Source organism: Amycolatopsis sp. cmx-11-12, from assembly GCF_046269425.1.
Lineage (GTDB): Bacteria > Actinomycetota > Actinomycetes > Mycobacteriales > Pseudonocardiaceae > Amycolatopsis.
This window is the reverse complement of sequence record NZ_JADNQM010000009.1, coordinates 1-11703: the sequence shown is the minus strand read 5'-3', so window position 1 is coordinate 11703 and position 11703 is coordinate 1. Positions and strand designations below refer to the sequence as shown.

11 protein-coding genes are annotated in these 11703 nt (G+C 67.1%); 7 read left to right on the top strand and 4 right to left on the bottom strand.

All coding sequences use genetic code 11. The features are described 5' to 3' along the window. Positions 1–311: 311 nt before the first annotated feature. Both hpaB and ACLARN_RS14545 read right to left on the bottom strand, forming a co-directional pair. Positions 312–1769 (bottom strand): 4-hydroxyphenylacetate 3-monooxygenase, oxygenase component, encoded by a 1458-nt coding sequence (hpaB, locus tag ACLARN_RS14550; RefSeq protein ID WP_409491908.1) that lies wholly within the window; start codon positions 1767–1769, stop codon positions 312–314. Between the two features lie 30 nt (positions 1770–1799). Further along, the gene (locus ACLARN_RS14545; protein WP_409491907.1) at positions 1800–2333 is read right to left on the bottom strand and encodes a flavin reductase family protein; all 534 of its coding nucleotides are present in this window, start codon (positions 2331–2333) and stop codon (positions 1800–1802) included. A 59-nt stretch (positions 2334–2392) separates the two neighbouring features. Here ACLARN_RS14545 and ACLARN_RS14540 point away from each other — a divergent pair, with 59 nt between their 5' ends. Continuing rightward, complete coding sequence (locus ACLARN_RS14540; protein ID WP_409491906.1) at positions 2393–3082, top strand: IclR family transcriptional regulator; 690 nt, start codon at positions 2393–2395, stop codon at positions 3080–3082. Positions 3083–3096: 14 nt separating this feature from the next. Here the strand turns inward: ACLARN_RS14540 and ACLARN_RS14535 are convergent, their stop codons facing one another. Then, positions 3097–4470, bottom strand: a complete 1374-nt coding sequence (locus ACLARN_RS14535; protein ID WP_409491905.1) for an MFS transporter — start codon at positions 4468–4470, stop codon at positions 3097–3099. Positions 4471–4563: 93 nt separating this feature from the next. On the opposite strand from ACLARN_RS14535, the gene ACLARN_RS14530 reads away from it, so the two are divergent. From ACLARN_RS14530 to ACLARN_RS14505, 6 genes are read left to right on the top strand one after another with little or no spacing between them, the layout of a single operon-like run. Further along, positions 4564–6039, top strand: coding sequence for a fumarylacetoacetate hydrolase family protein (locus ACLARN_RS14530; protein ID WP_409491904.1), 1476 nt, complete (start codon positions 4564–4566; stop codon positions 6037–6039). After that, the gene (locus ACLARN_RS14525; RefSeq protein WP_409491903.1) at positions 6021–6692 is read left to right on the top strand and encodes a GntR family transcriptional regulator; all 672 of its coding nucleotides are present in this window, start codon (positions 6021–6023) and stop codon (positions 6690–6692) included. The genes ACLARN_RS14530 and ACLARN_RS14525 overlap by 19 nt, the downstream gene beginning before the upstream one ends. A gap of 13 nt (positions 6693–6705) precedes the next feature. Then, positions 6706–8211 carry a 5-carboxymethyl-2-hydroxymuconate semialdehyde dehydrogenase gene (gene hpaE / locus ACLARN_RS14520; RefSeq protein ID WP_409491902.1) on the top strand — a complete coding sequence of 502 codons (1506 nt, stop codon included), beginning with the start codon at positions 6706–6708 and terminating at the stop codon, positions 8209–8211. 30 nt (positions 8212–8241) lie between these two features. Then, entirely contained in the window at positions 8242–9336 is a 1095-nt protein-coding gene (gene hpaD, locus ACLARN_RS14515) for a 3,4-dihydroxyphenylacetate 2,3-dioxygenase (protein WP_409491901.1), read from the top strand. Between the two features lie 9 nt (positions 9337–9345). Next, a complete protein-coding gene (gene hpaH / locus ACLARN_RS14510) occupies positions 9346–10131 on the top strand; it encodes a 2-oxo-hept-4-ene-1,7-dioate hydratase (protein WP_409491900.1) in 786 nt (261 codons plus the stop codon). Next, on the top strand, positions 10116–10889 hold the full coding sequence (locus ACLARN_RS14505) for an HpcH/HpaI aldolase family protein (RefSeq protein WP_409491899.1): 774 nt from the start codon (positions 10116–10118) through the stop codon (positions 10887–10889). The genes hpaH and ACLARN_RS14505 overlap by 16 nt, the downstream gene beginning before the upstream one ends. 329 nt (positions 10890–11218) lie before the next feature. Here ACLARN_RS14505 and ACLARN_RS14500 read toward each other — a convergent pair. Further along, positions 11219–11703: group II intron maturase-specific domain-containing protein (locus ACLARN_RS14500; RefSeq protein WP_409491898.1), on the bottom strand; the 485-nt coding region annotated here is incomplete at its 5' end.

Here is an 11703-nt window from a genome sequence, read left to right as displayed (position 1 = left end):
CACCGGAACCCGAAAGCTCTTCGCAGAAATCCGCACCCGCGCACTGCACCGTTTCGATCATGTCTCCCCCTGCTGCCTCGTCCTCGCCATCGTCGATCAGGGCACCTGGATTTTTGCGCACCGATATGGCGGACTTGAACGGTCAATGAAGAGATTAACTCGAACGTTGCAACGTGCTCATCGATTCGTGATGGCGGGCACTTTGGAAGGATTCAGGACAAATACTGGCCGATTTCATCGGTGACGGGAAATCGTCGATGAAATCGCGCACAAAGGCCGACCCATCGACGAAATCCGCGCCCCGCCCGCTACTACTCGTCGCGTGCCAGCAGCTCCCGCACTCGCTCCTGCAACGCCTCCCGCGGGTACGCGTTCACCTGGGCACCCGCCATCCGAACCGGATCGCCGAAGAAGAAGTACTCGTACAGCGACTCCCGCCCGGCGAAGCTCGAGACCGACGCGTCGAACGCGAGCTTGAACAGCCGCGCGCGATCCTTGGCTGGCAGGGTGGCCGACTGGAGGTAGATGTCGATGTCGGGGCGGCCCTCCGCCTCGAAGTCCGCCTCACCCGGTAGTGCCATGAGACCGGACGCCGAGAACTTGCGGATGATCTCGGTCAGCCGCGGTGAAACCTTGGTGGGGTACCAGTTCCTGGCAGCGTTGAGGACCTCCCACTTGGGCAGGAAGACGCCGTCCTCGCTCACCGCCCCGTCGGCCTCCGACGCGCGCAGCACGGCCTTCTCGATCTCGACGTAGGAGATCAGCTCCGACAGGTCCTGCTGGATGTGCTGGAACCCGCCGATGCCGATCGCGGCGGCGATCTCACTGGCGAGCCCCAGGTAGAACTCGGTCTTGGCCAGTGTGCGCGTGACGACCTGATGGGTCATGAGCGCGCCGGCGCCGGTCTCGGAGTACCAGGCGTTGCACAGTTCCGGATGCCCCAGCAGGAAGACCCGCTCGTTCGGGACGAACACGTCGTCGAACACCACGACCGCGTCCATCTCCTCGAAGCGCGACGCGAGCGGCTCGTCGAAGCGCGAACGGCCGTGGTCGAGTCCGGCGCGGCAGAAGTACTTGAGCCCGGGCGCGTCGTTCGGAACGGCGAAGGCGTAGGAGTACGGGGCGTCCTCGGGGGTGCCGCGCAGGACTGTCGACGGGAACACCAGGAGTTCGTCGGCGATCGGCGCGATCGTGGCGAGCATCCGGGCGCCGCGGACGACGATGCCGTCCTCCCGCTCCTCGACCACCTTCGCCGAGAGGTTTCCGCCGCCCTGCTGGCTTCCGGACACCGAACGGTTCACCTGCGGCGGGATCAGCGTGTGCGTCGCGAGGAGGTCGTTCTCGCGCGCCATCTCGTAGTACTTCTCGATGCGCTCGCCGAAGACGGGATCGGCCTGGGAGAAGAACTTCTTCGCGGTCGAAAGCGCGGTGAGCGACGAGTTCATGTAGTCGCCGGTGCGGCCGAGGAAACCGTTGGAGTACTGGGCCCACACGGAAAACGCGGCGCGGCGGCGCTTGAGGTCTTCCTCGGTGCGCGGCACCAGGAACGAGGTGCCGACCCGCTCCCCCGTGGTCGGCGACTCGTAGGTGAGGACGTCGCGGTGCGCCGGGTCGTGCTGGAGGTCGAACAGCTTCGCGTAGGTCAGCGCGTTGTTCCGGAAGGCCGCGTGCTCGGCGACCTTCGAGGTCACCTTCTCGCCGTCGACGTACAACTCCGGCGTCATCGCGTTGAGCTTGTCGAGGTACTGCTGTCCGGTACGGGCTCCCATGTCGTGCTCCTTCTCGGGGGGACGTCGTTGTCAGAACAGGGATTCGTGGCCTTGCGCGGATTCGTGGATGGTCGAGAACCGTCCGTTGACGAAGCCGAGCGCGTCGCCTGAGCGGTAGTCGAACTCCCGCACCTCGCCGAGGAACAGGGTGTGGTCGCCGCCGTCGTAGGCGGCCCACGGCGTGCAGTCGAACCAGCTGAGGACGCCGCCGAGCCGCGGCGCGTGCCCGCCTTCGACCCACACCGGCGCTCCTTCGAGAGACGGACGGCCGGCGAAGTTCATCGCGAGCGCCTCTTGTTCCGCGCCGAGGACGTTGACCGCGAACGGGCGGCCTTCGAGCAGGTCGTGACTCTTCACGGTGCGCTGGATCGAAACGAGCACGAGCGGCGGATCCATCGAGACCGCGGTGAAGGAGTTCACCGTCAGGCCATGTCGTTTCGTCGCGGCATCGAAGGTCACCACCGCGACACCCGTCGCGAACCGACCGAGACAGCCTCGGAAGAACTGCGCGGCCGGGCGATACAACTTCGAACCCGGCGAAAACCCGCTTTCGCGTGACATCATCGTCGATTCCTGTTCTATAATCGAACAGCCAGTTCAACTATCGAAATGGATCGTATACGATGGTTTCGGAGTCTCGCAAGGCTTCAAGCGCGTCCCAGACCCTCAGCCGCGGCATCCGCGTGCTCGAAGTCCTTGCCGACGCACAGGAAGCGCTCAGCGTCGACCAGATCGCCGAACGGCTCGGCGTGCACCGGTCGATCGCGTACCGGCTCATCCGCACGCTCGAAGACCACGGGCTCCTCACCCGGGAACCGGCCGGGAAGTTCGAACTCGGCACGCGACTGGCCGCGCTCGCCGCGGGGATCAAGCACGACCTGCAAGCCGCCGCGCTGCCCGAATTGACCGCGGTCGCGAACGAACTCGGCATGACGTGTTTCGTGGCGGTGATGGACCGCGAAGAGTGCGTGACCCTGGTCAGCGTGGAACCCCGGCACGCCGTCGCGTCCGTCGCGCAGCGCCCGGGGTCCAGGCATCCGTTCACCGCGGGCGCCCCCGGCCGCGCGATCCTTTCCCAGTTGTCGTCGGAAGACTGGACGGACGAAGTACGGGAAGTGGCTGCCCGCGGCTACGCGGACAGCCATGGTGAAGTGATCGAGAACCTCAGCGCGGTCGCGGTACCGCTCCCCCTGCGCGGCCACGACCCCGCGGCGCTCGCGGTCGTCTATCTGTCCAGTACGCGAACCGCCGTCGAGCTCGCGGAGCGGCTCAAGGCGGCGGCGAAGGCCGTCCGTGACGCTCTCGGCGGTTGAGCGTCACGGACGGGTCACTTCGAGAACCTAAGCGGGCTCACCGCCTGCTCGGCTTCGTGGTCCGGGCCGAGCGGGATCCCCGACCTGTCCCGCAGGAGCAGGGTGGCGATGAGGCCGATGACCGTCATGCCAGCCAGGTAGACGGCGACGGAGAACGACGTGCCGGTCGCGCCGACCAGCGCGGTGGCGATCGTCGGTGCGAACGCGCCACCGAGGATCGCGCCGAGCGCGTAGGAGATCGAGACGCCGGAGAATCGGATCGACGCGGGGAACAATTCCGCGTAGAACGCCGCCTGCTGACCGTAGGTGAAGCCGAGCCCCACGCTGAGAATGATCAGGCCCAGCGCCAGCAACACGATGTTCCCGGTGTCCACCAACGGAAAGAGGACCGCGACGCCGGCGAGCTGGGCGATCCAGCCCATCACGTAGGTGCGCCGCCTGCCGATCCGGTCGGATACCGCGCCCGCCGCCCACGTCGAGACCAGCCAGGTCGCGGCCGACGCCGTCACCGCCCACAGCACCGGGCCGCGGTCGAGGCCGATCGGTCCCTTCGGGTTGGTCGCGTAGTTCTGGATGTAGCCGCCGGTGGTCATGTAGCCGACCGCGTTGTTGCCCGCGAACACCAGCGCGGCCACCAGGACGAGCACGGCGTGCTTGCGGAACAGCTGGATGATCGGGGTCCGGGTCTGCTCACGCCGTTGGGCGATCTCCCGGAAGACCGGGCTCTCCTCGACACGGCGCCGGACGTAGTGGCCCACCAGGATCAGCCCGACGCTGAGCAGGAACGGGATCCGCCAGCCCCAGTCGAGGAACGCCTGGCCGGGGACGAGCAGGCTGGTCAGTGCCAGGACTCCGGAAGCCAGCAGCAGACCGAGCGGGACGCCGATCTGAGGCGAGGCGCCGAAGAGTCCTCGGCGTTCCGACGGCGCGTGCTCGACGGCCATCAGCACGGCGCCGCCCCATTCACCGCCCGCCGAGATGCCCTGCAGGATCCGGAGCAGGATCAGCAGCACCGGCGCGAGGACGCCGATCTGATCGAACGTCGGGAGCACACCGATCAGCGTGGTCGCCACGCCCATCAGGATCAGCGTGAGTACCAGGACCACGCGGCGGCCGTACTTGTCACCGAAGTGCCCGGCGAGGAAGGCGCCGAGCGGCCGGAACAGGAAGCTCACGCCCACCGTGGCGAAGGCGACGAGAGTGCTGTTCGCCCCGAGGCCGGAGAAGAACAACTTGCCGAAGACAAGACCGGCCGCGGACGCGTAAACGAAGAAGTCATACCACTCGACGGTGGTACCGACGACGGTCGCGAACGCGACCCTGCGACGGTCCGCGGACGGGGGCGCGGTGCGCCCGGAGGTGCGCTCATCCTGCGCTGGGTTCGACACGTGGACTCCTTTGTCGTCGGCCGCCTTGCCACTGTGGCACGGAATCATATACGTTATTAGATACGAAGCAAGGGTCGAGGAGTTCAGGGAAACATGGACACTTACGAGGCAACGGCGCCATCAGGACGCGGGTCCGGTCCGCTGGGCACCCGGCCGGGCAAGATCATCGCCGTCCATCTCAGCTACGCGTCACGGGCCGAGCAGCGCGGGCGGCGTCCGGCGAACCCGTCGTACTTCTTCAAGCCGTCGAGCTCGGTCGGCGCGTCCGGGGGCACGGTCGAGCGCCCGGCGGGGACCGAACTGCTGGCCTTCGAGGGCGAGATCGCGCTGGTCATCGGTACCACGGCCCGGTGGGTCAAACCGGACAAGGCATGGGAGCACGTCGCCGCGGTCACTGCCGCGAACGACTTCGGCCTCTACGACCTGCGCACCGCGGACAAGGGCTCCAACGTCCGGTCCAAGGGCGGTGACGGCTACACCCCGCTCGGCCCCGGCCTCATCGACGCGCGCGACGTCGACCCCTCCGCCCTGCGCATCCGCACTTGGGTGAACGGCGATCTGGTGCAGGAGGACACCACGGCCGGGCTGATCTTCCCGTTGCGGCAGTTCGTCTCCGACCTCTCCCAGCACTTCACCCTCGAACCCGGCGACATCATCCTCACCGGCACCCCCGCCGGGTCCACGGTGGTCTCCCCTGGCGACGTCGTGGTGGTCGAAGTGGACGTTCCCGGCACCTCTGCCAGCAGCGGACGCCTCCACACCACCGTCACCCAGGGAATCCGGGCGTTCTCCGACATCGGCAGTCTCCCCGAGGTCGACGACAAACAGCGCGCCGAAGCCTGGGGCACTGAGCCGCACGAAGAAACCGCCCCCGCGCTCAGCGAGGCACTTCGCGCCAAACTGCTGCGTGCGCCGGTGGCGGGCCTGTCCGCCCAGCTGCGCAAGCGCGGGCTGAACAACGTCGCGATCGACGGTTTGCGCCCCAACCTGCCCGGCTCGAAGATCGTCGGCACGGCAAGGACTCTGCGCTTCGTCCCCAACCGCGAAGACCTCTTCAAGTCCCACGGCGGCGGCTACAACGCGCAGAAGCGCCTGTTCGACTCGGTCGGCACCGGCGAGGTGATCGTCATCGAGGCCAGGGGTGACAAGGGTTCCGGAACGCTCGGGGACATCCTGGCGTTGCGGGCACGGTATCTCGGTGCGGCCGGGGTGATCACCGACGGCGGGGTCCGCGACTTCGACGCCGTCGCCGCGACCGGCCTCCCAGTGTTCTCTCAGGGCGCGCATCCGGCGGTCCTCGGCCGCAAGCACGTGCCGTGGGACACCGACGTCGCGATCGCCTGCGGCGGCGCGACCGTGCTGCCCGGCGACATCATCGTCGGCGACGACGACGGCGTGGTCGTCATCCCGCCGGACATCGCCGAAGAGATCGCCGACGCGACGCTCGTCCAGGAGGACGAGGACTCCTGGATCGCCGAGCAGGTCGGCCAGGGCCGCGCGATCGAGGGGCTCTTCCCGCTCAACCCGTTGTGGCGGGAAAGGTATGAGGCATGGCAGAAGAAGCAGTGAAGACGGCCAGCAAGTCCGAACTCGCCTACGAGTGGCTGCGTGAGCGGATCGCCCGGCACGAGTACGGACCCGGTTACCGGCTGGTCCTCGCCGAGATCGCCGGCGCGCTCGACATGAGCGTCGTCCCGGTGCGTGAGGCGATCCGGCGGCTGGAGGCCGAACGGCTGGTGACCTTCGAACGCAACGTCGGCGCCCGGGTTGCGATGGTGGACCAAAACGAATACGTCCACGCCATGCAGACCCTCGGCGTGGTCGAAGGCGTCGCCACCGCGCTGTCCGCGCCGGGACTGTCCGAAGAGGACATCGCGAAGGCGCGCAGAGTGAACGAGCGGATGATCGCCCTGCTCGACCACTTCGATGCGCACGAGTTCACCGCGCTGAACCAGCAGTTCCACTCGCTGCTCTTCGAATGCTGCCCGAACCCGCAGATCCTCGACCTCGTGCACCAGGGCTGGACACGGCTGTCCGGACTGCGTGACTCCACGTTCGCGTTCGTCCCCGACCGCGCGCACCGGTCGGTCGAAGAGCACGAACAGATCCTCCGGCTGATCTCCGAGAAAGCCGACCCGCTCGACATCGAATTCGCCGCGCGCAATCACCGCTGGGCCACCATGCAGGCCTTTTTGGATGCTCGAGAGCGCGCAAACCGCTGACTGAGGAGGACTTTTGACCACCACGACTCCCCGGCCGATCCCGGACGGTGTCCCGGAGCGGATCCGGCACTACATCGGCGGCGAGCTCGTCGATTCGGCCGACGGCGCCGTTTTCGACGTGCTCGACCCGGTGACCAACGAGACCTACGTACAGGCCGCCGCGGGTAAGAAGGCCGACGTCGACCGTGCCGTCGCCGCCGCGCGGAAGGCGTTCACCGAGGGGCCGTGGCCGAAGCTGCTGCCGCGTGAGCGATCGCGCGTGCTGAACCGCATCGCCGACCTCGTCGAGTCGCGGGACAAGCGGCTGGCCGCGCTGGAGAGTTTCGACTCGGGCCTGCCGATCTCGCAGGCGCTGGGCCAGGCCCGCCGGGCCGCGGAGAACTTCCGGTTCTTCGCCGACCTGATCGTCGCGCAGGCCGACGACACCTACAAGGTGCCCGGCCGCCAGGTCAACTACGTCAACCGCAAGCCGATCGGCGTCGCCGGGCTGATCACGCCGTGGAACACGCCGTTCATGCTGGAGTCGTGGAAGCTCGCCCCGGCGCTGGCGACCGGCAACACTGTGGTGCTCAAGCCCGCCGAGTTCACCCCGCTTTCCGCGTCGCTGTGGGCGGAGATCTTCGAAGAGGCCGGGCTGCCGGCGGGTGTGTTCAACCTGGTCAACGGTTTCGGCGAGGATGCCGGCGACGCGCTCGTGAAGCACCCGGACGTCCCGCTGATCTCGTTCACCGGCGAGAGCGGAACCGGCAGCCTGATCTTCGGCAACGCGGCGCCGTTCCTCAAAGGACTGTCGATGGAGCTGGGCGGCAAGTCGCCCGCCATCGTCTTCGCCGACGCCGACCTGGAAACCGCGATCGACGCGACGATCTTCGGCGTGTTCTCGCTCAACGGCGAACGCTGCACCGCGGGCAGCCGGATCCTGGTCGAACGCGCGATCTACGACGAGTTCGTCGAGCGCTACGCCGCGCAGGCCAAACGTGTCGTCGTCGGCGACCCGAGCGACCCGGCGACCGAGGTCGGCGCACTGGTGCACCCCGAGCACTACGAAAAGGTCATGAAGTACATCGAGATCGGGAAAACCGAAGGCAGGCTCGTCGCCGGTGGCGGCCGCCCGGACGGCTTCCCGACCGGGAACTACGTGGCGCCGACAGTGTTCGCCGACGTCAAACCGGACGCCCGGATCTTCCAGGAGGAGATCTTCGGCCCGGTCGTCGCGATCACGCCGTTCGACAGCGAAGAAGAGGCACTCGAACTCGCGAACAACACGAAGTACGGGCTCGCCGCGTACGTCTGGACCAACGACCTCAAGCGGGCGCACAACTTCGCGCAGGCCGTCGAGGCCGGGATGGTGTGGCTCAACTCGAACAACGTCCGTGACCTGCGCACGCCCTTCGGCGGCGTGAAGGCGTCCGGGCTGGGGCACGAGGGCGGCTACCGCTCGATCGACTTCTACACCGACCAGCAGGCGGTGCACATCAATCTCGGCGAGGTGCACAACCCCGCCTTCGGCAAGGGCTGATCCGTTCTCCCGTCCACAAAGGATTCCGCAATGACCTCCATCCCCACGCCGTCCTCACCACCGCCGGACGTCCTGCGTTGCGCGTACATGGAACTCGTCGTCACCGATCTGGCGCGGTCGCGCGCGTTCTACGCCGATGTCCTCGGCCTGACGGTGACCGAAGAGGACGAGGCCACGGTCAGCCTCCGCACGATCGACGAGTTCATCCACCACAACCTCGTGCTGCGCCAGGGCCCGGTCGCCGCGGTCGCGGCGTTCTCCTACCGCGTGCGGTCGCCGGAGGATCTGGACAAGGCCGTCGCGTTCTACACGGAACTGGGCTGCCGGGTCGAACGCCGCGAGGACGGCTACACCAAGGGCATCGGCGACTCGGTGCGCGTGCAGGACCCGCTCGGTTTCCCGCTCGAGTTCTTCCACGACGTCCAGCACGTCGACAGACTCAGCTGGCGCTATGACCTGCACGTCCCGGGCGCACTGGTCCGGCTCGACCACTTCAACCAGGTCACCCCGGACGTGCCGCGCGCGGTGAAGCACATGGAAGACCTCAACTTCCGTGTCACCGAAGACATCCAGGACGACCAGGGCATCACCTACGCGGCGTGGATGCGCCGCAAGCCGACCGTGCACGACACCGCGATGACCGGTGGCGACGGGCCGCGCATGCACCACATCGCGTTCGCCACGCACGAGAAGCACAACATCCTGTCCATTTGCGACAAACTCGGCTCGCTGCGGATGTCGGACCACATCGAACGCGGCCCCGGCAGGCACGGCGTCTCGAACGCGTTCTACCTCTACTTGCGTGACCCCGACGGGCACCGCGTCGAGATCTACACGCAGGACTACTACACCGGCGACCCCGACAATCCGGTCGTCACCTGGGACGTGCACGACAACCAGCGCCGCGACTGGTGGGGCACGCCGGTGGTCCCGTCGTGGTACACCGACGCGTCGCTGGTGCTCGACCTCGACGGCAAGCCGCAGCCGGTGGTCGCGAGGATCGAGGAAAGCGAACTGGAGGTCACTATCGGCGCCGACGGCTTTTCCTACACGCGCAAGGGTGACGACGAAGGTGAACTACCGGCGTGGAAACAGGGCGAGTACAAACTCGGCAACCAGCTCTGAGGCGGGACCATGCTCGAACAGGAAACGATCACCGCGATCGCCGACGAACTGGCGGCCGCGGAGGAGTCTCGTGAGACGATCCCGCTGCTGACGGCGCGCTACCCGGACATGACCGTCGAGGACTCCTACGCCGTGCAGAACGAATGGCGGCGCCGGGGCATCGCGGCCGGGCGCCGTCCGGTCGGCCGCAAGATCGGGCTCACCTCGAAGGTCATGCAGGCCGCCACCGGGATCACCGAACCCGACTACGGCGCCATTTTCGCGGACATGGTGTTCGAGAACGGTTCCGTGATCGAGCACAGCCGGTTCTCGAACGTGCGCATCGAGGTCGAGCTGGCCTTCGTACTCCGCGATTCGCTCACTGGCCCGGACGCCACGGTGTTCGATGTGCTGCGTGCGACCGAGTACGTCGTGCCCGCCCTGGAGATCCTGTCCTCGCGCATCGAGATGGCGGGACGGACCATTGTGGACACGATCAGCGACAACGCGGCCATGGGCGGCATGGTCTACGGCGGTAACCCGGTCGCCGTGGACGCCGTCGACCTGCGGTGGGTTTCGGCGCTGTTGTACCGCAACGAAACCATCGAGGAATCCGGCGTCGCCGCCGCGGTGCTGAACCATCCCGCGAACGGCGTCGCCTGGCTCGCGAACAAACTCGCCCAACACGGTGACAAACTCGATCCGGGCGACATCGTGCTGGCCGGATCGTTCACCCGGCCGATGTGGGTGCACCCCGGCGACACCGTGACCGCCGACTACCGGGACCTGGGAGCGATCACATGCCGCTTCGTCTAGACCCGACGTTCCGGGAACGGCTTGCCGAGGCCACGCGACCGCAGATCGGCATGTGGGTCACATCGGGAAGCCCGGTCGTCGCGGAGATCTGCGCGGGCTCCGGGCTGGACTGGCTGCTCGTCGACACCGAGCACTCCCCCGTCGGCCTGGAGACGGTGCAGTCTCTGCTCCAGACGATCGCCGCGTATCCGATCACGCCGATGGTGCGCGCCCCGTCCGGCGACGCGGTCGCACTGAAGCGCCTGCTCGACCTGGGGGCGCAGAACCTGCTCGTGCCCATGGTCGACAGCGCCGAGGAAGCGGCGGCCGTCGTGCGCGCCGTCCGCTATCCGCCGCGAGGCGTGCGCGGTGTCGGCAGCGCTCTCTCCCGGTCCGCGCGCTGGAACCAGGTCGAGGGCTACCTCACGAAGGCCGACGAGTACATGTCGCTGTTCGTCCAGATCGAGTCGACGGCGGGTGTCACGGCCGCCGCCGAGATCGCCGCCGTCGAGGGCGTCGACGGCGTCTTCGTCGGGCCGTCCGATCTGGCCGCCTCGATGGGGTTGCTCGGACAGCAGACACATCCCGACGTCACGGCGGCCGTCCTCGGCACTTTCGAGGCCGTGCGGGCGCAAGGGAAACCGGTGGGCGTCAACGCGTTCGACCCCGCACAGGCCCAGCGCTATCTCGACGCCGGTGCTTCGTTCGTCCTGGTCGGCGCGGATGTCACCTTGCTGGCCCAGGGTTCGGAGGCATTGGCGCGGCGGCATTCTGGTTGAGGTCGCGGACATCTTTGGCCTCGGCGGGAAGCTGCGGATAGCTGTCTATTGGCGTCCCTCGACTTTCGATCTCGAGGTCTATGAACTCGGTCTCTGGGCATGCCGAGGGGCCCGTCGCCGGTGTGGCTGGCGGGCTCCTCGGGGTCAGGCAGGGAGGGTGTTGCGCCGGGTTCTTCGCAACGGATCCAGATACTGGGGCGGAATGAACTCCGGCAACCCGTCGGCCGCCATCCGGACTTCCCAATCACCGTGGTGGATCAGCCGGTGGTGAGTCGGCGGCGGGAGCTTCCCCCGCCGCCGCTCTCAGAACCGTGCGTGACACTCTCGCGTCACACGGCTCCCGTTGTCGAACCTGCCGGGAGTGCCCCGTGTCGCCAATGCACGAACATGCCCCGGTAGTGCGTAGCGATCTGGGCGATCCGCTTCCGGGCTTTCGATGGCCACCGGTGCAGGTGTTTGAATTTCCGCATAGCCCATCGGACCAGATGAGGATTGATCCGATCGGCAAGGAAGCTGATCAACAGAGATTTGTAGAAGCGCCCGTAGTAGTTGATCCAGCCGGCCACGACGCGGTTGATCATCGCGGCTATCTCTCTGAAACTCAGGTCGGTACGACGTCCGAGTCGCCATCCGCGGATCACGGCCGCCATCGACTTCTTGGCGGATTTGCTCACCGCGGGTAAGAATCCGGATTTCCAGCGACCGTCCCGCAGTCGAGCGTATCGGGGCCGGAACGTGTATCCCAGGAAGGTGAACTCCACACCATACTGCGCGCGGTCTCTGCCCTCTTGAACACACTGCACGATCTTGGTTT

Bases quoted from the DNA above. Each gene is read 5' to 3' on its own strand.
- ACLARN_RS14540 (WP_409491906.1), top strand. From the start codon at position 2,393: ATGGTTTCGGAGTCTCGCAAGGCTTCAAGCGCGTCCCAGACCCTCAGC.
- hpaB (WP_409491908.1), bottom strand. From the start codon at position 1,769: ATGGGAGCCCGTACCGGACAGCAGTACCTCGACAAGCTCAACGCGATG.
- hpaH (WP_409491900.1), top strand. From the start codon at position 9,346: ATGCTCGAACAGGAAACGATCACCGCGATCGCCGACGAACTGGCGGCC.
- ACLARN_RS14525 (WP_409491903.1), top strand. From the start codon at position 6,021: ATGGCAGAAGAAGCAGTGAAGACGGCCAGCAAGTCCGAACTCGCCTAC.
- ACLARN_RS14545 (WP_409491907.1), bottom strand. From the start codon at position 2,333: ATGATGTCACGCGAAAGCGGGTTTTCGCCGGGTTCGAAGTTGTATCGC.
- ACLARN_RS14530 (WP_409491904.1), top strand. From the start codon at position 4,564: ATGGACACTTACGAGGCAACGGCGCCATCAGGACGCGGGTCCGGTCCG.
- ACLARN_RS14505 (WP_409491899.1), top strand. From the start codon at position 10,116: ATGCCGCTTCGTCTAGACCCGACGTTCCGGGAACGGCTTGCCGAGGCC.
- hpaD (WP_409491901.1), top strand. From the start codon at position 8,242: ATGACCTCCATCCCCACGCCGTCCTCACCACCGCCGGACGTCCTGCGT.